The organism is Desulfosediminicola sp. (assembly GCF_048381775.1).
GTDB lineage: Bacteria > Desulfobacterota > Desulfobulbia > Desulfobulbales > Desulfocapsaceae > Desulfopila > Desulfopila ganghwensis.
In genome coordinates this window covers 76,545-97,408 of record NZ_JBLXGE010000016.1, presented here as the reverse complement: position 1 = coordinate 97,408, position 20,864 = coordinate 76,545, and the positions used below count along the sequence as shown (strand labels likewise).

At 49.2% G+C, this 20,864-nt stretch carries 17 protein-coding genes and 1 riboswitch; of the genes, 16 read left to right on the top strand and 1 reads right to left on the bottom strand.

Annotated elements, in window-relative coordinates; all coding sequences use genetic code 11:
- The first annotated feature begins 238 nt into the window (after positions 1–238).
- The 4 genes from ACN5NT_RS21425 to ACN5NT_RS21410 all read left to right on the top strand — a co-directional run bounded on the left by ACN5NT_RS21425 (position 239) and on the right by ACN5NT_RS21410 (position 5,050).
- Positions 239–679 (top strand): DUF1499 domain-containing protein, encoded by a 441-nt coding sequence (locus ACN5NT_RS21425; RefSeq protein ID WP_419176841.1) that lies wholly within the window; start codon positions 239–241, stop codon positions 677–679.
- 165 nt (positions 680–844) lie between these two features.
- A riboswitch (cyclic di-GMP riboswitch) is annotated at positions 845–919 on the top strand.
- An 87-nt stretch (positions 920–1,006) separates the two neighbouring features.
- Positions 1,007–2,302, top strand: coding sequence for an ATP-grasp domain-containing protein (locus tag ACN5NT_RS21420; RefSeq protein ID WP_419176840.1), 1,296 nt, complete (start codon positions 1,007–1,009; stop codon positions 2,300–2,302).
- Positions 2,289–4,316: a CocE/NonD family hydrolase gene (locus tag ACN5NT_RS21415; protein WP_419176839.1), complete on the top strand. Its 2,028-nt coding sequence runs from the start codon at positions 2,289–2,291 to the stop codon at positions 4,314–4,316. Before ACN5NT_RS21420 ends, ACN5NT_RS21415 begins: the two co-directional genes overlap by 14 nt.
- A gap of 68 nt (positions 4,317–4,384) precedes the next feature.
- On the top strand, positions 4,385–5,050 hold the full coding sequence (locus ACN5NT_RS21410) for a DUF2459 domain-containing protein (protein ID WP_419176838.1): 666 nt from the start codon (positions 4,385–4,387) through the stop codon (positions 5,048–5,050).
- Positions 5,051–5,268: 218 nt separating this feature from the next.
- On the opposite strand, the gene ACN5NT_RS21405 is transcribed toward ACN5NT_RS21410, so the two are convergent.
- A complete protein-coding gene (locus tag ACN5NT_RS21405; RefSeq protein WP_419176837.1) occupies positions 5,269–5,607 on the bottom strand; it encodes a hypothetical protein in 339 nt (112 codons plus the stop codon).
- Positions 5,608–6,087: 480 nt separating this feature from the next.
- On the opposite strand from ACN5NT_RS21405, the gene ACN5NT_RS21400 reads away from it, so the two are divergent.
- The 12 genes from ACN5NT_RS21400 to ACN5NT_RS21345 all read left to right on the top strand — a co-directional run bounded on the left by ACN5NT_RS21400 (position 6,088) and on the right by ACN5NT_RS21345 (position 20,862).
- Positions 6,088–6,657, top strand: a complete 570-nt coding sequence (locus tag ACN5NT_RS21400) for a lysophospholipid acyltransferase family protein (RefSeq protein ID WP_419176836.1) — start codon at positions 6,088–6,090, stop codon at positions 6,655–6,657.
- A gap of 343 nt (positions 6,658–7,000) precedes the next feature.
- Positions 7,001–8,503 carry a methylenetetrahydrofolate reductase C-terminal domain-containing protein gene (locus ACN5NT_RS21395; protein ID WP_419176835.1) on the top strand — a complete coding sequence of 501 codons (1,503 nt, stop codon included), beginning with the start codon at positions 7,001–7,003 and terminating at the stop codon, positions 8,501–8,503.
- An 849-nt stretch (positions 8,504–9,352) separates the two neighbouring features.
- On the top strand, positions 9,353–10,651 hold the full coding sequence (locus ACN5NT_RS21390) for a PAS domain S-box protein (RefSeq protein ID WP_419176834.1): 1,299 nt from the start codon (positions 9,353–9,355) through the stop codon (positions 10,649–10,651).
- A gap of 335 nt (positions 10,652–10,986) precedes the next feature.
- Positions 10,987–12,513: a flavocytochrome c gene (locus ACN5NT_RS21385; protein ID WP_136798402.1), complete on the top strand. Its 1,527-nt coding sequence runs from the start codon at positions 10,987–10,989 to the stop codon at positions 12,511–12,513.
- Between the two features lie 22 nt (positions 12,514–12,535).
- Complete coding sequence (locus tag ACN5NT_RS21380) at positions 12,536–12,922, top strand: cytochrome c3 family protein (RefSeq protein WP_136798403.1); 387 nt, start codon at positions 12,536–12,538, stop codon at positions 12,920–12,922.
- Between the two features lie 382 nt (positions 12,923–13,304).
- A complete protein-coding gene (locus ACN5NT_RS21375; protein ID WP_419176833.1) occupies positions 13,305–14,183 on the top strand; it encodes a radical SAM protein in 879 nt (292 codons plus the stop codon).
- A 552-nt stretch (positions 14,184–14,735) separates the two neighbouring features.
- Complete coding sequence (locus ACN5NT_RS21370) at positions 14,736–15,518, top strand: ABC transporter substrate-binding protein (RefSeq protein ID WP_419176832.1); 783 nt, start codon at positions 14,736–14,738, stop codon at positions 15,516–15,518.
- A gap of 128 nt (positions 15,519–15,646) precedes the next feature.
- Positions 15,647–16,321 carry an amino acid ABC transporter permease gene (locus ACN5NT_RS21365; protein WP_419176831.1) on the top strand — a complete coding sequence of 225 codons (675 nt, stop codon included), beginning with the start codon at positions 15,647–15,649 and terminating at the stop codon, positions 16,319–16,321.
- The gene (locus ACN5NT_RS21360; RefSeq protein ID WP_176360002.1) at positions 16,318–17,052 is read left to right on the top strand and encodes an ATP-binding cassette domain-containing protein; all 735 of its coding nucleotides are present in this window, start codon (positions 16,318–16,320) and stop codon (positions 17,050–17,052) included. Before ACN5NT_RS21365 ends, ACN5NT_RS21360 begins: the two co-directional genes overlap by 4 nt.
- 52 nt (positions 17,053–17,104) lie before the next feature.
- Positions 17,105–18,334, top strand: a complete 1,230-nt coding sequence (locus ACN5NT_RS21355) for a cysteine desulfurase-like protein (protein WP_419176830.1) — start codon at positions 17,105–17,107, stop codon at positions 18,332–18,334.
- A gap of 47 nt (positions 18,335–18,381) precedes the next feature.
- Positions 18,382–19,242: a MurR/RpiR family transcriptional regulator gene (locus ACN5NT_RS21350; RefSeq protein WP_419176829.1), complete on the top strand. Its 861-nt coding sequence runs from the start codon at positions 18,382–18,384 to the stop codon at positions 19,240–19,242.
- Between the two features lie 261 nt (positions 19,243–19,503).
- Entirely contained in the window at positions 19,504–20,862 is a 1,359-nt protein-coding gene (locus tag ACN5NT_RS21345; protein ID WP_419176828.1) for a dihydroorotase, read from the top strand.
- Positions 20,863–20,864: the final 2 nt, after the last annotated feature.

The window sequence follows — 20,864 nt, the reverse complement described above, 5'->3', positions numbered from 1 at the left end:
TACACCTTCCTGGGCCACCTCAAGTGGACCCCGGTAATTGCCCTTGGCTACATCGCCAGCATCTATGCCCATTTCCTGGTCAATGGCTCGCTGATGTAACAGATTGCTGTCGGAGGCCGGATCAATGTAACCGGTCTCCGACCACAGATAATGTTATTGAAAATTAAAGATATAGCTGAAAAGTGAAAGACAACAAGTACAACAGCAAATCTGAAATACTTTCAAAGTGGAGGGGAGTATGCGATCAATATTAGGTATTTCTGCCGTGGTAGTTGTGGTTGCAAGTCTGGTTCTCATGAGAAACGCAATTGTGCCCTCCTGTATTGGAGTCAAAGACGGGAAACTGGCACCTATTCCGGGTTATTTGAACGCTGTTTCCAGCCAGACAGAGCAAGCCCGGCATAAAGTCGAACCAATGCCCTTCAAAAGCAACCTCGAAGAAACCCAAAAAGCTATCCTGAAGGCTTTGGAAAGGTTTGAACGGATCGAACTGCGTAAGGTGGAAGGCCCTTATATTCACGCACTCAGCAAAAGCGGTCTCTTCGGTACGAGTGACGATATTGAATTTTACCTGGATGCCAACGAAGGTGTGGTTCACTTCCGCTCCGCTCCAAGGCTCTACACTTTTAACAAAGATGCCAGCCGGGATCGGTACGAACAGATTGTCGCCCTGTATTAAGAGGAACAAGAACGAAAAACGTCTCCTGTAGCATAAGAATTCAGTCTCCCTTTTCTCGAATAGCAGCGAGTTCACACATGTCAGTGTGGACTCGCTGTTGTTTTTTCAGTGCATTGACATGTGGTGACCTTCTTACCTAAAATTAATTATGTAAGTGTGTTCGATATACGATAAAGCCAAACCTGCCGCAAGGCAGGGACGGAAAACTGCGGGTCTAGTTTAGATAGCCGGGTTGCCTTGAAACTAAGGTGGCACGGTTTTTTTTATAAAGGTGATGGAAATATGCAGACTTCCTGAATACCCATTAATCACAACGTACTAATAATAATGGTTAAGATTATCTTTGTGGTAGGTCTCGACGATTTTCACCTTGCCCAGCTGCAGGAAGTACAGTCTTCAGATCAATACCGCTTTCATGCTCTTTTATCTTACCAGGAGATAAAACGTGTGAAACGCTTTCCTGTTCAAGAACTTCTTGAGCATGCACGAAGAGTATTGCTGGAATTTGACGGTACTGTTGACGCTGTTATCGGGTTTTGGGATTTTCCTGTCAGCACGACATTACCTCTCATTCGAGATGAGATAGGTTTGGAGGGGCCAAGCCTTATCTCTGTGCTTAAATGCGAGCATAAATACTGGAGTCGCCTCCTTCAAAAAGAAGTTATTCCGGAATTGGTTCCACCATTTCAGAAAATTTATCCATTTCGGGAAGATGCTGTTGCACAATGCACGCTGGACTTTCCTTTCTGGCTCAAACCTGTCAAGTCAGTACTGTCCCATCTCGGTTTTCTGATACGCGATACCATAGAGTTCGAAACCAGCCTTGATATTATTCGTAAAAATATTGCCAGATACGCAGAGCCTTTTAATTTAATCCTGAGCAAAGCTGAACTGCCCGAAGGGATCAGAGCTGTTGACGGGTACCACTGCATTGCCGAAGGTCTTATCTCCCACGGTCAGCAGTGCACACTTGAGGGGTATGTGTATAAGGGGAGCGTTCATATATACGGAGTTATAGATTCTCTTCGTGACAGCATCCACAGTTCGACATTTACACGTTACCAGTACCCATCAAACCTCCCTTCCGATGTTCAGCACCGCATGATAGAGGCAACCCAAAAAGTCATGGTTCATATCGGATACGATAATGCTCCATTCAATATAGAGTTTTATTGGAATGAAGACAAAAACACCATCCACCTCCTTGAAATCAATACCCGAATTTCAAAATCTCACTGTCCCCTCTTCAAGCTGGTTGACGGCGAATACCATCACAAGGTGCTGATTGATCTTGCCCTGGGGCAGCGTCCGGATTTCCCATATCGTCAAGGGCCGGTGAAGGTGGCTGCAAAGTTTATGCTTCGATTTTTTCAGGATGGTCGGGTTGTTACGGTACCAGATAGAGAAGACATCAGACAGGTCGAGCAGAAATTTCCAGGTACGGAGGTGCTTGTCCACATTCAGGAAGGCATGCGCCTTTCCGAATTGTTTGATCAGGATAGTTACAGCTTTGAGATTGCCGTTCTTTATATGGGGGCGGACAGTCACGAGGAGTTATCGGCAAACTATCAGACGGCCCTGGCGATGTTGCCTTTCAAAATAGATTCCTATGAAGATCGTTAGAGAATTTGCACACAAAGTTGTTCAGCATGAGAATGTCTGGATCCCAATGAAGGACGGGGTAAGGCTGGCAGCGAGGCTCTGGCTGCCGGAAAGTGCCGGAAAAAATCCTGTTCCCGCTATTCTTGAGTATATCCCCTATCGCAAGCGGGACTCCATGCGCAGCCGTGACAACCAGATTTACAGCTATTTTGCGGGAAATGGCTACGCCGGTGTGAGGGTTGATCTTCGTGGCAGCGGCGACTCTGAAGGACTTCTGGAAGATGAGTATCTGCAGCAGGAGCTTGATGACGGTATAGCCATCCTTGAATGGCTGGAACGACAAGACTGGTGCAACGGAAAAGTTGGCATCATGGGAATCTCCTGGGGCGGTTTTAACGGTCTCCAGATTGCGGCGATGCGACCACCTCAGCTTGCAGCAATTATTACAGCCTCATCCACAGACGATCGCTTTGCAGATGATGTACACCATATGGGGGGATGTCTTCTGGGTGACAATCTCTCCTGGGCATCGACCATGTTTGCTTACAACTCCTGCCCTCCTGACCCCAAAATTGTTGGTGAAAAATGGCGCGAGATGTGGTTTGAGCGTTTGCGGGGAAGTGGCTTATGGCTGGAGAAGTGGCTCCGGCACCAGAGGCGGGATGAATACTGGCAACGTGGCTCGGTGTGCGAAAACTTCGCGGCCATTGAGTGCCCGGTGATGGCTGTCAGTGGATGGGCGGATGGCTATTCCAATGCCGTTTTTCGCTTACTCACCGGGCTGACCGCTCCACGGAAAGGGCTTATCGGTCCCTGGGGACATAAATATCCCCATGTCGGCATACCCGGGCCGGCAATCGGATTTCTGCAGGAAGCGCTCCGCTGGTGGGACACATGGCTGAAGGGCATCGATACGGGAGTAATGGCGGAACCCATGCTCCGTGTCTGGATGCAGGAGAGTGTTCCGCCCACCACCAGTTATGAGTGTCGACGGGGAAGATGGGTTGGGGAAACATCCTGGCCTTCGTCAAATATCAATACAACAATCTATTCCATGGCACCTGCACGGTTGCTTGATCCCACGGCCATACCGAGCGGCGAGAATGAATGCTGTCGACTCCAGTCTCCACTTGGCCTGGGACTGTTTGCAGGGAAATGGTGTTCTTACGCAGCCGCCCCGGATCTGCCGCATGATCAACGCCAGGAAGACGGGGGCGCCCGTGTTTATGACAGTGCTCCACTGAAGGAATCGATCGAGATACTGGGGGCTCCTCGGGTAGAGCTCGAACTTGAAGCAGACAAACCCGTTGCAATGATCGCTGTCAGACTGTCCGATATAGCACCGGACGATAAAGCAACCCGGATTTCCTACGGCCTCCTCAATTTAACACACAGAAACAGCAGCGAATTCCCCGAACCATTGGAGCCAGGCAAACACTATACCGTCAAGGTGGATTTGAATTATATTGGCCAGGCGATTCCAGCCGGTCATAGAATACGTGTGGCTGTTTCCACTTCGTATTGGCCGATGGCGTGGCCTGCACCGGAGTCAGCCGGAATCAAGCTGTATACAAGTAACAGCAGGTTGCTGCTACCCACTCGAAAACCACAGCCTGAAGACAAACGACTTCGTCAATTGGATCTGCCGGAAGCAGCTCCCCCTGAAAGGATGGAGGTGATCAGACCGGAATATCACAACTGGACCGTGATCCGGGATCTTGCTACGGATGTATCTCAGCTGAAGGTGATCAACGACAACGGATCACAGTATATCAAGAGAATTGACCTGACAATCAGTCGCACAGCGAAAGAATGGTACACGTATCAAGGCGACGATTTCGATTCCGTTCAGGGTGAAACCACCTGGGAGAGATCATTTATCAGGAATAGCTGGTCCATTCGTACCAAAGGCCGCACCGTACTGAGTTCTTCATCGCAATATTTCTATCTCAGGGCGGAGCTTGATGCCTATGAAGGAGATAAGCGTGTCTACTCGCAAAATTGGGATTATGTGATACCCCGTGATCTTGTCTGATTGTGTAAGAGACTATCAGGCCGCGCTTTGAGATTTTCGCGACGTATCACTCATCCTGGAGGTGGCCTATGTGGTGGTTGCTGGTCCGGGTAACGTTCTGCCTTATAACAGTCTTGCCGGCCTGTTCTGCCACCGGCTCCAACACTCTTTTCCCGCCTCTGCCAGGTGAGCCGACCAGGACAATCCACGTTGTCAGTCACGACTGGCATGCGGGTATCGTCGTTCAGCAGTCCGACATTCACCAGGCAGATTGGCCGAAACTGGCTGAATTCGCTCATATGGACTACCTGGAAATCGGTTGGGGAGATCGAGCATATTACAGGTCCCCGGAGCCGGGACTGTTTCTTGGTGCCCAGGCCCTGGTATTCCCTACAACAAGTGTTCTGCACATCGTCGGCATGAACAGGCCACCAGAGGCTACCTTTCCAAATAGCGAGATTATCAGGATAGAGCTCTCAGCTGTCGGTTTTGCGCAAATGATCAGGCGAATCGCCCAGAGCTTCTCGCGCGATGAGAACGGTTCGGTCATTTCCTTGGGGCCAGGCCTCTATGGTTTCAGCCGATTTTTCGCTTCAGAAGAGAAATACCACCTGCTTATGACATGTAACTCCTGGACTGCGGTGGTCCTACAGGCAGCAGGATGCCCGGTAAACCCGACCCTTACCGTAGATGGCCTCCTCTCCCAGCTCCGTAACCTGGGAGAGGTTCAGCAGGAAAAACCCGACCGGCATTAAGCGGCAGACCACGTTTACTGGCGATAAAATATAAGTAAACGCGGGATGCCCAATAGTTAATCCCATAACAATCAGGCCTCGATCATTTGCAGCATCGAAGCCGGATTGAGCCACTGTCTTTTATTCGCTATCACTAAAAAGAGCGTTAAGTTCAGCACATTCCGTTGCTGTTTTTCCACAACTCTTTACTAGGAATTTCCTCTATGGTATCAAACTGTTCAACAATCCTTCCGGATTCGATACGGAACAGGTCGTAAAAGCAGCGTGTTTGCCGAGAAACTGGCCTTCGGATACAGCATCGGGGTACCCGCCACGGCCATTGTGTCAAGGGCCTCTCCAAAACCAGCTAAGCCGTCGCCCACGGCCAGGTCATGCTGGATGTACTTATGGGGGTCAATGTAACCGAGAGGTTCCGGATTACCGATCTCAATACTCTCAATGACTGCAGCAGCTTTCCCCTTGTTGGTCAATTCAACTTTACCAGGTCCCTTGTGTTTGACTGCCATGCACGCACTGGTCAGAAACAGTAATGCAGCTATAGATACGATTTTTTTCATTTTCCCCTCCAGGAATGTTTGGGTGTGAAAAACTGAGGAGGAAGATAACCGCTAAGCAGGGACTGGCAGAGGTTGAAACAACCCTGAAAATGGTAACAATAGACCTACGGTGTGGGATTACAGAAGAGTGCAGAGTGCGATCCTCATTTTTGGCTGAAGGAACAAATAGTGCAATGACATTATATTTAATCTACATTTTTGTCAGGCTTATATCTTTCTTGCCGTCGGATTAGTAGACCATATCCAGCCATCCTGTGAAGTGGCAGTGGAGAATCCACCTCTCTCAGACTTCACCGCGGACAACAACCCGGAAAATTTAATTAATTTAATAGTTTCTACCTTCTTATCAAGATGATATTCTCGACCGCTGTCAGGTAAACGATATCTTGGCGCTTGTAGGGCAAGGCAATCCTCCAAGGTAACCTATTTTTACAGAGCCAATTTATCCTTATACACAGGTATGATTTTGTGAAATTGACGATGTACAACACTCCGATAATTCGCTCCATTGTTACGCCGCTATGTAAATTTTCTCTCAAAATTGCTGGCTGGAAACTGCAAGGCCAACCCCCATCAGCACCCAAATATGTCTTAATCGCAGTCCCCCACACGAGTAACTGGGATTTTCCGATATCATTAGCAATGGCTTTTGTTTATGGGTTTGATATGCACTGGATGGGGAAAGACTCGCTATTCAAAGGTTGGCGTGGCCCTATTATGAGGTGGATGGGGGGAATTCCCATCATCAGGTCTTCATCAAACAATGTCGTAGAGCAGACCATAGAAAAATTTAATGCAAGTGAGCGATTAGTCATAGCTGTACCACCAGAAGGCACACGGTCTAAAGTTGATAAGTGGAAGACGGGATTTTACTATATCGCTCTTGGCGCAAAAATCCCTATAGCTCTCGCGTTTCTTGATTACGCCAATAAAACAGGTGGGTTCCTGTCAACCTTCGAACCTACCGGGGATGCCGAAACAGACATTGCGCAAATACGTACCTTGTATTCCGGAATTTCAGGAAAGTATTCCAGCCAATGTGATATCTGATCCCCCCCTGATGCTCCTGAAGTTCAACTGCACGAATAAGAAACCAGCAGGGAACAGACCACATTTACTAGCTCGAAAATACTAGTAAACGTGATCTGTTTCCAGTTGGTTATCCCCTTGCTTTGCTAGGCCCTCCCACGATTTAAGTAATTACTGAAAAGCTTTAATTTATTATTCTTTTTCCCTCGACAGAATGACAGAATTATGTACTACTGGGTGGCAGGTATCACGATGTATAGATGTGTATTTGGAAAAGAATTACGTGCTGTACGACTTTCGATGTAGGCAGATCAGGAGGCCATAGACTTCTTGGATCTGCCAGTACGAGTAAGGAGAGCAGTTAATGGTACACAGTTTCATTGAAGATCTTTCTACCCCCGACAAGTTTGTAGTTACACTCGAGCTGGTTCCCGGACGTGAATTCAGCGGCGCAGCCACAGACACCATCAAAAAAATCTCAAAAGACGCCTACGACGACGGCCGAATCACCGCAGTTTCCATCACTGATAATCCCGGAGGCAACCCGGCCCTCAGCCCCGATGCACTTGGTCGGGAGATCCTCGATTACGGCCTTGATGTAATTGTCCATTTCACCTGTCGGGACACCAACAGGGTAGGTATGGAAAGCCGCGCCCTGCAGCTCGCCAGGCTCGGTATGAAAAACGTATTGGCTCTCACCGGCGACTATTCCGGAAACGGTTATCGTGGTCGCGGCACGCCGGTATTTGATTTCGATTCCGTTGTTTTGACCGCGATGCTCAACGACCTCAATCAGAGGCTGGTTGAGCGTGGAGTTTCTCCAATCTTTTTTACAGGCTGTGCCGTCTCTCCGTTCAAATACACCGAGGCGGAAAGCTGGATGCAATACCGAAAGCTGCAACGCAAATTCGAAGCTGGTGCCTCCTTTGTCATCACCCAGCTCGGCTATGACATTGACAAATACCAGGAGCTTTTGCTGTTCAACCAGAAAAATGCAATCAATAAGCCGGTGCTCGCATCTCTCTACCTGCTCGGCAAAGGCCCTGCCAAGGCCATGTTCAATAAGCGAGTGCCTGGGGTGTATGTCTCAGACAAGCTGCTGCGACAGATTGAGTCCGAATACGAGGTTAAAGGCAGAGGCGCCAAAATGGCTATTGAGCGCACTTCCAGACTCGGCGCCGCCCTGAAAGGAATTGGCTACAAAGGCATCCACATCGGAGGAATCCATAAGAGTTTCGATACTGTCGCAGCCATCCTGGACAGAATGAAGGAACTGGAACATAACTGGCAGGATTGCCTGGAAGAATTCAGGGAGCAGCCTGCTGGCAGGTATTACCTTTACCCTGCCGCCAACGGCAACACGACAGTCAAAGCTGAAGAGGACACGAGTTCTGGAATGGGGGAAAGTGCACTCTATCTTTTTATGCGCACCGCCCACGACCTGTTTTTTGACAAATCTGCTTCCTTTGCCCCGATGTATAGAAAAATCTCCGGCACCCTGGATGCGAACAACGCCTCATGGATGTTGAAATCTTTTCTTGAAGACCCCTTTAAAAAGCTGGTGCTCTCCTGTCAGGAGTGTGGTGATTGCGGCATCCAGCATGTGGGCTTTATCTGCCCGGAATCAGGTTGCCCGAAACATTCCCGCAATGGAGCCTGCGGCGGAAGTCGTGACGGCTACTGTGAGGTCAACACTGAGAAAAAATGTGTCTGGGTCCGCGCCTATCAACGCATGAAACGCTATAACGAAACAGATCAGTTGGCCGCCGAATTCGTTCCCCCCAGGCTATGGGAGTTGAAAGGTACCTCGTCCTGGATCAATTTCCATCTTGACCGGGATCACCAGAAAGAGGAAAAAGCAGCATAGCTGCTACCATACAGACTACTCCACCTATTTTTGCAATCGGTTGCTGGCAGCTCACAATCAGAAAGGGGGCGCCAGTGACCGTTTTGTACAAGACTCTTGCAAGGCACTCTGCAGGTGTCCTCTCCACCCTGCAATTATATAAAATCTTGAAAAGGTTTCGGGCTGGCGATCTACTCCTGCTGGTTGACGGGATTGCCCCGGTCGACATGAAGTTCATCACAGATCTGTCCCTGTATAAGCCTGAACAAGGATGGCCATAAGCGACATGAAAATTGAGTTCCTGCAAATCGTAAAGGTGATTTCAGTTTTGGGGAGCAGAACTTTCGTACAGTACCAGAGGAATAGAGGGGCATGGAAAGAGCAAGCCATTGGCACAAACTTTGATCTGAAAGTGCATAGTTATAAAAAGAATTTTCTCACCTCCGACTGGAACTTTTCCCACGACGCCATCCAGGCCCACAGTTTTTTTACGTAATGCGTGACCTTTTGCCACAATATTCTATCTGTGCAGCCTAATAAGTATCCCATCATAACCCGTCGATGCTGAATAAAACTTACGGTATTGGTGAAAAATCGCGCACAATCGTTCAGCTGAGCTGAAGGTATTAGTTTTTTTTCATCAATACCGAATTGATAAACCTGATAGCATTTTCATCCCCCCTGATTTCCTTGGCAGCCATATATTCCGACCTTGTTTCTCGGTCGTGTATCGACAAAAATATATATAGTCCTTGTTGGGTGAGCACCGTGAAGGCTCCTCTGCCTCTCGGGTCCAATTGGTCGTATGCATTGCCACACAGAGGTCATACAGATGCCATACAGGCATACAGGAAATTGGTTATATCCAGCATGCTCAAAGATATCGAAAAACAACTTGAAGACAATCTACCGAAAATAGTGGGCTTCTGGGTTCAGAAGTATCAAACTTCTGCCTCTACTGATACTCCTGTCATTTCAGGCAATAGTGCAAACAGTGCCTTTCTTCGATTACTTACAGGGAGCAGGAAATATACTGAGAAAAAGACAGATCGAGAAACCATTGCCAACATTCTCTCTGAGGAAATCTCTTTTTTTCATGACCTTACGGCGAATATGCGCGACAATGGGCATGACCTGGGACCTATTCTTCACAGCATTGCAACTCTACGGTCCACCCTTGAATATTTCATCAAGAAGTGCCTAGCCAAAGACAAACATAAGCTCTCGGCAATACAGACCATGCACCGGGTAACGGATTGCATTGAAACTGCGATCTCCACTGAACACCGCGCGGAAAATAGACTCAGGGAACTTGAACAAAGACTTTTTGATTGTACCCGGTCCCTTAAAAAATCGGAAAAGATTCTCGATGCCATTTTTCAATCCGTCGGGGAAGCTATTCTCCTACTCGACCCTGAACTTACCATCATCCAGGCAAACCCTCAGACCTCTGAATTCTATGGGATTGCCCAGGAAATCCTCACAGGCGGTTTCCGCCATGCACTGATCGATGACCAGGGAGTGCATGCTCTCTCCTGCGTCTGCGGGAATCCTGCAAAAGGCGAGATACATACCATCGACTGCACAAGTACCCATGCAGACGGCAGAAAATTCCCTTCCCAGGTGACCATAAGCTCCATGCACATCGATACTCAACCTTTCTGGCTGGTCATCATCCGGGACATCACCAACCAAAAGGAACAGGAAGCAAAAGCTGTTGCACAAGCACGACATGCGGAAGAACTGAACCTGACACTCAGAAATGTTTTGAAATCCATTGAAAACGAGAAACGAGAATTTCAGGCAAACCTCATATCACGTATCAGTTCATCGCTGCAGCCAACCATTACCCGGATCTGTAGGGAAGCGGATGAAGAAAACCACGCGCACTACTCGTCCCTTCTCCAGGAGCGGATTCAATCTCTGACAACCGATGTGATGACTAAGGGTGCTGCTAGAGGAATGGATGACGATCTTCTGAAACTCAGCAAGACCGAACTGCGGATCTGCCGATTTATAAAATCCGGCCTGACCGGAAAGGAAATTTGTCATGAAATGAATGTATCGTTTGAAACGATACAGACCCACCGGAAAAACATTCGGAAAAAACTTCATTTGCAGGGTAAGGGGATTAACCTGCAAACCTTTCTTGCGAACAGGACGTGGTAGCTTGCGCTCGCATAGCTTCAGAACAACCGCTGGAAAGGCCAATATAGAGTGTCTCTTTTTTCCTATAACGGTTGCCAAAACATCTTTAAGGGACAGAAATAGCAGACCCCGTGCCTACCCTTTTTCTCTATGTTATTCCAGAACGTTCAGCATTCCATGAACAGATACAGGGGATGCAGCACTACCCGATATGCCCCCGAAACCTCCCCTACAATCTTCTTAGGTGTCAGGATATGCTCCAAATGTATATATCGGCATACATCTATTCCAGCCTGGTGCAATCTGAACAAACACTACAGGTCAGAAAAAATTGCCACAACATGCGAGGTGACATAATGGGAAATGACAAAGAGTATCAAGCTGATCGCAGGAAGTTTCTGGTCAGCATGGGTTTGGCCGGAGCGGCGACCATAGCTGCACCGGCGCTGAAAACCATGGCTGCAGACAGTTCGACTGTTTGGGCTGAAGAACACGAAATCGTTATTATCGGCTCCGGATTCTCCGGGTTAGCAGCCGCCATCGAAGCAAAGAAACTCGGCGCAAAAGACGTTGTTGTCTATGACAAGATGCCATATTTCGGCGGTAATTCGACCTACAACGGAGGCCTGTTTGCCGTACCAAATTCCCCGTTGCAAAAGGAAAAGGGAATCAAGGATTCACCTGAAATAATGGCGGCGGACCAACTTAAAGCCGGTCGTGGAGTAGCGGACAAGGAGCTCTTACTCCATGTAGCAGAACACGCCGGCGAAGCCCTGCAGATGTCGCTTGATGCCGGAAGCGAATATTTCCCGTATCTGCAGCAGCTTGGGGGCCATTCGGTCCCGAGGACCTATCAGACCACCGTGGCCAGCGGTGGCGGTATCATTCGGCCCCTGGTTGAGCAGTGCAGAAAAATTGGGGTCAAGCTCGTCACCCGTGCCAAATTCGACACTCTCATTTTTGACGACGATGGCAAAGTCATTGGCGCCAAAATGCTCATGGGTCACTATTTCGGCAGGGACCAGGAAGGAACCCCGATGAATATCAAGACTAAACGCGGTATTTTGGTGGCAACAGGAGGCTTTGCCAGAAACATCAACTTGCGCCAGGCCCAGGATCCTACATTAACTGAAGAGGTTACCTCGACCAACCCACCCAGCGCCACCGGTGAAGCGTTGTTGGAGATGTTCAAGATCGGCGCCATCCCTGTACACATGGCCTATATCCAGACCGGTCCCTGGGCATCCCCTGACGAAGATGGCTTTGGCTATGTCTCAAACTACTCCATCTACAACTTCGCCCACTCCATTTCCATTTACATCAAAACCGGTAAGCGATTCATGAATGAAATCGCCGACCGCAAAACCCGTGCAGACGCACAGCTTTCTTGCCGTGATGATAATGGTGACCCGCTACCGCCGATCACCATTACGAGCTATATACATGCCAAAGAACATCCCACCATGAAGAAAGTTCTCAAATATGGTGTAGGTTGGAAATTCGAGACCATTGAAGAGGTTGCCGCCCGTTTCAATGTGCCGCTTGAGCCGCTCAAGGCACAAATCAAAGAATATAACGGTTATGTGAAATCCGGTGTCGATGAGCAGTTCGGTAAGCCCATGGAAAAAGCGAAGGGTAAGTTTATCGAAGCACCCTTTGTGGTTGTACGTAACTGGCCCAAGGTCCACTATTGCCAGGGCGGAGTAAAGATAGACGTCCAGGCACGCGTGATCAATTCCGCAGATTGGAAGCCGATTCCCGGGCTGTATGCAGCAGGGGAAGTCACAGGCGGAGTACACGGAGTGAGCAGACTTGGAAGCTGCTCGATTCCTGACTGCATGGTTATGGGGATGACTGCCGCACGAACAATAATGAAATCATGATCTCTGCCCGGAGGGAGTATTTATGAAACCGCAAGTAAAAGTACTGATCATTGCCGCAGCAGTGGTGCTTATGGCAGGATCTTTAGTTGCAGAGACTTTGCAGCAATTCGACAGCGTCCAGGGAAGAAGTTTTCACGCCGACTTATATGCCGATAATGCATGTGATTCCTGCCACGTCAATGCCGAGCCGGAAGCCTATCCTCCGGATTTTGTCTGTCTTGACTGCCACGACTCCGATGAACTTGTTCAGGCCACAGCCAGACCTGAAGAAGACAAATGGCAAAATCCCCACAACAACATGCATTACGCCAAAGACGTTCCCTGTATGGAATGTCATGGAGAACACTCGGAAAGAAAGGTACTCTGCGCCGGTTGTCATTTTTTCGACTATCCGAATTTCAAGAAGTAAAGCCTGAGATCCTTTCGCGCTATTTTTTTCTGATAACTACGAGTTGAAAACTACTTAGCCTGAGAGAGTTCCAGGGTACATGGCATAGTGGCCATCAAATAAGAGGAGGGCTGTCTTGATAGAGACAGTCCTTTTTTTCTTCGCAAAGCTCGCTGTTACGCTTACCAGAGATAAGCAGTGAAATAGGGGGAGTGGCGCTGGCTGAGCGGTTCACACTTCCCGAACTGACCGGGAATCCTCGGAAACCCCATGCACGAATTTCTCTTTTAAAAAAGCTCATCCCCCTCTTTCGTGGTTGTTGGTTCTGTTTATTGTGTAACCTATTGCTCTAACCATATTTTCGCATCACAGATATTCTATCCACATCAAGGGTAACTGAGCCATGAAATATACAGGAACAACATACCGCCCACCACCGGAAGCCTTTACCCCGCTGTTGCAGGTAACAGCCGGTTGTGCACATAACCGCTGTTCGTTTTGTGATATGTACCGGGATGTACAGTTTGCTGTTGAGACTCTCGAACAGATAGAACGGGACATCATCGAACTGAAACTCATGCATTTCAGAATGCCCAGGGTCTATCTGGTCAATGGTGATCCTTTTGTGCTGCGGGCTGAGAGGCTCCTGGAAGTAGTCGAGCTGATCAAAAAGCATGCGCCAGAATGTGAGACGGTCAGCATGTATGCATCGATCAGTAATATCATGAGCAAGAGTGACGATGAGTTGATTCAACTTCGGGCTGCGGGCATCAATGATCTCTATGTTGGCGTAGAAAGTGGCTGGGATAAAGTGCTTAACCTGATGAACAAAGGTCACACTGCTGAAGAGGCATACAGCCAGATGGAGAGGTTGAACAGGTTTGGCATCAACCACCGTGACATGTATATTCTGGGCGGTGCCGGTACCGGCAACGGGATTGAGAACGCTCGAAAGAATGCTGCGTTTATCAATAGAACCAAACCTCAGATGATCTGGTTCGGCAGCCTTACAATTACTAAAGACACTGATCTCTGGCATGAACGGGAAAACGGCAATTTCCAGGAGGCAACCGCCCGCGAGATACTCGAAGAAGAGGTGGAGGTGATATCGCTTATTGAACTGGACGACGTGGTCTTTTTAGGCAATCACCCCACCAACACCGTCTCGATTTCGGGCAATATCCCTGCTGATCGCGATCATTTCATCGGCACTCTGCAGCAGGCGCTTGATAGCGGCAATGCAGGTGATCTGGACCGGGTTCACGTTCGTTCAATGATCTGATCCAGTTGTCGCCGTGGGTTGTCTTCTCCAGCCACTCACGGCGACCTCATATCCAATTTTCCACACTCTCTCCCCCGGACACTTTTGATTTTCCAACCCGGTGCTACTCTCTTCTGCAACTGGAAGGTACCTGTGTTATTCCATTCTCCAGACCAACTGGCAGGTGTAATTACTGGACATTTTTGTGTTTTACCTGCACACTTAACAACAATTATGTAAATTAAGCCGGGATTAATCCCACGAGATCCACCCCTCCTTTAAGAGAACACCGCTCCACCCAGGACACCATCTCACTATTTTTCTGTCATTATCCAATCTTGCTGAAATATTTTTTTCAATAAATTTGGTTTTGGACGAATAATTGCAACAGATGTCTCATACATCATCGCAGCACTTGCATTGATGTATCTATTAGCTCAAGGGTATTTACCGATCATTTTATTGTCCCCTGAGTGAAATATTTTTTTCACTCAACATTGACGGCGAAATTCCTGCTACTTTGCATCATCTATTACAGGTGGTACACATCACACGAACGATTTGGAGGAGAACATGAAACTCGGAAGTATTCTGCTTGGAAGTATCCTGGTCGCAACAATGGCACAGACTGCAGTTGCAAAAGACCTTGTTGTTGGCGCCAATCTCGGAAATGTACCTTGGGAATTTGTAAACAAAGACAACCAGAATGCAGGTTTTGAAATTGACCTTGCAGAGGAAGTCGGCAAGCGCCTGGGCAGAGACGTCGTGGTGGAGAACATCCCATTCAACGGCTTGTTTTCAGCGGTACAGTCCGGTCGTATCGACATTGCAGTTTCCTCAATCACTATCACCGCCAAACGGTTGGAGTCGGTCTCCTTTGCCCAGCCATATTACGACAGCGACCAGTCCCTGACCACCCGCAGCTCGAATGGAGTTGCAAACCTCGGCGAGGTGAAAGGCAAAATCGTAGGTGTTGATACTGGTTCTACCGGCGACATGTGGATCTCTGAACGTAAAGATGAGTACAAACCTAAAAGCATCAGCCGTTACGAGGGCCTTGCTCCGGCAATGCTCGATCTTGCTGCAGGCAGAATTGACGCCTATATCAGCGACATCCCGGCAGTACAGTACTATATCCAGGACAAACCACAATATGCTGTCGCAGAGCGCATCCCTACAGGTGAGCAGTATTCAATGATGCTGGCTAAAGATGCTCCGCTGGTAGCAGAAGTTGACTCTATTCTTACCGAACTGAAAAATGAGGGCTTTATAGCCAAAACCCATGAAAAATGGTTCGGCTTCCCAGCCCCGGTGACATCATCAACTGTCGAGCTGAGACCACTTCCCGGCAAATAGCAGCCAATGCTGTAATTGCCTGATCGGGCTGTCGACAAACCATCTGCAAAGACAGCCCGTCTTTTCTCATCAGGTCGCTTACGCCTGGAGACAACCAACAGCTTCTTCGAGAGCAACAAGGGGATTACGTGAATATTTTTGATACATTTTTTAATATCCCGGTACTCATCGATTCCTTCCCTATGTTGCTACGGGGACTCGTAATCACCATAGCCCTGGGTGCCGTGAGCATCGTACTTGGCCTGGTGGCCGGGCTTGTTCTGGCCCTGATGAGAATCTACGGACCCCGCATACTGCGTCTGATTGCATGTGGATATACCGATGTCTTTCGGTCAATCCCAATTCTGGTGCTCCTGGTGCTTATCTATTACGCGTTGCCCTTTGTCGGCATTCGTCTCTCGGCATTCACCGCTTCAGTCGTCACCCTGTCACTTGTTTCTTCAGCCTATACAGCAGAAATTTTTCGCTCCGGGATTGAAGCCATTCCACGTGGCCAAATCGAGGCCTCACAGGCCCTGGGATATCGATTCATCCCCTCACTGGTAGACATCATCCTGCCCCAGGCGCTAAAGATCGTCATACCACCGCTGACAAGCAACTGTATCAACGTCGTCAAAGACACGGCCCTTGCCTCGGTCGTTGCAATGCCCGATCTACTGAAACAGGCAACACAGGCCCAGGCCCTTGCAGCCAACCCTTCACCACTCATCGGGGCAGCACTCATGTACCTGATACTACTCCTGCCACTGGTCCACCTGGTGAGCAGACTGGAATCCTATCTGAATACGGGTAAGAAACGATGAGACCTATAATCGAGATCGAACACTTAGATAAAAATTTCGGCAATTTCAACGCACTTTGCGACATAAACCTCACTATGTATGAAAAAGAGGTCATCGTTATCGTAGGGCCATCGGGATCCGGCAAATCAACCCTGATCCGTTGCATTAATTATCTGGAAAAGCCGACAGCTGGAAAGATCCTGCTCGATGAGTACCCGATTGAAGACGGGCCGAAGTTGCCGGACATCCGGGCCGACATCGGCATGGTCTTCCAGAGCTTCAATCTCTTCCCTCATATGACTATATTGAAAAATGTTGCCCAGCCCACAATCAGGGTACGTCACCTGGGAAAGGCTGAGGCAGAGGAGCGGGCAATGATGCTCCTCGAAAAAGTTGGCTTGCAGGACCACATCCATAAATATCCGGATCAACTCTCCGGCGGCCAGCAGCAGCGCGTCGCAATCGCGAGGGCAATGGCCATGAAACCAAGAGTGCTCCTTTTTGACGAGCCCACCTCCGCCCTTGACCCGGAGATGGTTGGAGAGGTCCTGGAGGTAATGCAGAATCTTGCCGCGGAAGGGGTTAGCATGATTGTCGTCACCCATGAAATGGGCTTTGCCAGAAAAGTTGCAGACCGGGTTCTTTTTATGGAGACTGGCCGCATCCTCGTCGATGAGACCCCTGAAAATTTTTTCGACAACTCAACCAATGAACGACTCAGGACATTTCAGCAGGCTGTGCAGAATCATTGAGCTCTTTCAGCGTTTTTCTCACCGGAACCTTATTAAAATAACAGGATAGATCATGAAGTCTTTAGATATCGATGTGGTTCGAAGTCACTTTCCAGCGCTTGCCCATAGCGACATACTCTTCGACAATGCCGGAGGTTCAGCAGTATTACGGCAAGTTGCCGAACGGATCAGCAGCTACCTGCTCACCTCCAGTGTGCAAACCGGAGCAACCTATCGCGACTCTGTTATCGCCCAGGAGCGGGTGGTTGAGGCACGAAAAGCTATCGCGTCTCTCATTAATGCTCCCCATGACCAGGAAGTTGTTATGGGCGGCTCCACCACCCTCCTGCTCCATCTTGCCTGTGAAGCCATCGGCCAGACCATTGAACCGGGCGACGAAATCATCGTCACCAACGTTGACCACGAAGCTAATGTGGGCCCCTGGCTCAACCTCGCCAGACACGGTGCCGTCATCAAATTCTGGAACGTTAATACAGAAAGCTTTGAGCTTGAACTTGAGGAACTTCAAAATTTGCTGACCGAAAAGACCCGCTGGGTCAGCGTAACCCACGCCTCGAATATTCTTGGTTCTGTAACCCCGGTAGCGAAAATTGCCCAGCTTGTCCACGGGGCAGGAGCAAAGCTCTGCGTCGACGGCGTAGCCTATGCCCCCCATCGCCTGGTCGATGTCCAGGCCTCCGAAGCTGACATGTATGTATACAGCTTCTACAAGACATTTGGCCCGCATTTTGCCGTTCTCTGGTGTGATGGTGAACTTTTCGCCGACCTGCCGAGCCTCAACCACTATTTCATCGGCAAAGATGTCATGCCGTACAAACTGCAGCCTGGAAATGTCAATTACGAGCTCTCCTACGGCTGCATGGGCATTGTCGATTACCTGCTTTCAATCGCTGAAGAATTAGGCTGTTCAGGAAGCCCGAGAGAGATGATGCAGGCAGCTTTCGACGCATTTGAAAGCCATGAAAATGAATTGACCGAAAAGTTGCTCCATTACCTGAACGGCAGGGATGACGTTCGCATTATTGGCGAAAAGTCCGTACAAGGAGGCCGCAGGCTGCCGACAGTCAGCTTTGTGGTCAAGGGGCGTATGTCCAAGGATATCGTCGATGCGGTCGACAGCTACGGCATCGGTATTCGCTATGGTGATTTTTATGCCAAAAGGCTCATAGAAGAGCTTGATCTCAATAAACAAAATGGAGTGGTGCGTATTTCCATGGCCCATTATAATAGCTTCGATGAACTCAATCAGCTTACAGCAGCGCTCGACAAGGTTTTGGCCTAACTGTATTCGCAGCAGATATTTATCCCAAGCGACCCCAGGTGGAGAAAATGAAACCCGGTAATCTTTCTGAATTCAAAGATACAGTCCTTAAAAACAGGGCCATGCTGACAGCACGTCAGCTGGAAGCAGCCGACTTCGCGCTGAATCATCCCAATGATCTTGCCTTCAACTCCCTGACGGAAATATCCAAACTGTCCGGAATTGCCACCGCTATGTTTGTTCGCCTGGCGCAGGCACTGGAGTTTAAGGGGTTCAGCGAAATGCAGAAGATTTTTCGCGAGCCCCTCATAGAAAAAAGTACCCCGAGCTACTCGGAGCGAATCCGCCACTACCAGGGCGAGGAACACCTCTCAGACCCCAATAATGGTGGGGCCTTGATCGACTCTTTCGCCAGAGCCAATAAGATTTCACTGGATTATCTGCGAGAAAATTCAGAGGATCTTGAGCTGGATAAAGCCATAGACCTGATCCTTGCAGCACCCAGTATCTCCATCCTGGGTCTGCGCCGTTCTTTCCCCCTTGCCACCTATCTCAGCTATGCACTGTATCGTTTCAAAATCGCCAACACCCTGATCACCGGGCTTGCCGGGTTCGCCGAGGACCAGCTCGACCTCATGCAGGCCGGCGACTTGTTGATAGTCATGAGCTTCCCGCCTTACGCCGAGGCCACCGTCGAGTTCTGCGCAAAGGCCAGAGCTGCCGGTGTTCGGATTCTGGCAATAACCGACGACCCCCTTGGCATAATTGCCCATGAAGCAGAACAGATCATCGAGGTGCATGACGCAGTGCTCCATGGCTTCCGCTCCCTGACAGCCTCCATGTGCATTGTGCAATCCCTGGCTATCGGCATCGGCTATAGAAAACGATTAAACGGAGAAGAAATACTGCTCGACGAGATCGACTGCTGATATTCCTGTTAACCCCTTTATCGTCTTGAGTTGCAGCCTTTGTTGTGATGGCTTCCCCCAGTTCCCATAAGAGGGCGGGGCAACTCAATAATCCCGATAACCCCAAAAATTACTATTCACGTCATCTCTCTTTCACCAGAGGATTGCACTCAGCTGTAGCAGTTGCATCTTTGGTGGATATTCCGGAGAAGACCCAACGACTGTCCCTGGCATTCCCGCATTTTTGTCGGGCTTTTAGGCAGAACAGATGAGGTACATCAAATGAAAGTAGATAAACTCTTTATCAATGCAACAATTGTGACCCACACCGGCAGATTTATCGGCTGCATAGGCTCAGTCAATGGCAGGATCGCCTGTATCGAAACCTCGACAGAAGGGATCGAAGCCACGGAAACAGTTGACCTGGCCGGACTCCACATACTCCCAGGTGTAATCGATGGGCACATCCACTTCCAGGACCCTGGATTCACCGAACGCGATGATATGGCACACGGTACCGCTGCATGTGCGGCAGGAGGGATCACCACAGCGATATCACACCCAGTCAACGATCCGGCAGTGCTCGATATCGACTCGTTCGAGATCAATCGTGCCGCATACTCAGGAAAATCCATCGTTGATTACGCGATTCACGGTGGAGGAACCCGCGACAATGTCAACTCCATCGCAGATCTCTGGAACAAGACCGGCGCAGTCTCCATAAAAATGTTCATGTGCTTTTCCGTAAAGGAATTCCCCTTTGTTCACGATGACAGCATGCGCGACATCCTGACCCACGTAGCCCAAAATGACGGGCTGGCCATGATTCATTGCGAAGATGGCGAGATGATCAGCAAAGAAGAAGAAAGGCTCCGCAGGGAAGGCAGAACGGATCCCCTGGCATACAATGAATCCCGCCCTGAAGAAGTCGAGATTGCCGCCATTAAAAAAACAATTCAACTTTTGAAGCAGACCGGCGCCAAAGCCCTGATCGTTCACGTCAGCACAGCAGAAGGCCTTGAACTTATCCGTGCAGCCAATAACGACGGAGTGGATATCTGGGCTGAAACCTGTCCTCACTTTCTCACCTTTGTCCGGGAAGACATGAACGAACACGGCCCTTTCCTCAAATTTTCCCCAGTCATGCGCGACGAAAAAAACAGGCTGAAAATGTGGGAGCTACTCGATGCCGGATATGTTCACACCATTGGCTCAGACCATTGCCCATTCACCCGGGAAGAAAAGGAAGCAGGTCTTGACAATATTTTCGAGGCACCAAACGGCATTCCCGGCCTGGAGGTGATGCTGCCTGTTCTCCTTGACGGTGTCAGCCAAGGGTTCACCTCACTTGAAAAGATCGTGGAGATCACCAGTTTCAATCCCTCAAAACTTTACGGTTTTCACCCGCAAAAAGGTGCCCTTCAGGTTGGTTCAGACTGCGACCTCACCGTCGTAGACCTCTCGTGGACTAAAGCTTTTACCGAGGCTGATCGAAAATCCAAATGCGACTGGTCACCGTACTTTGGCAGACAGCTGAGCGGATGGCCGGTGATGACCGTCATCCGGGGAACAGTAGTCGCCCATAAGGGCGAGATCCTGGTGGAACCCGGATATGGCACCTACCTGCCACGAAGCAAATAACA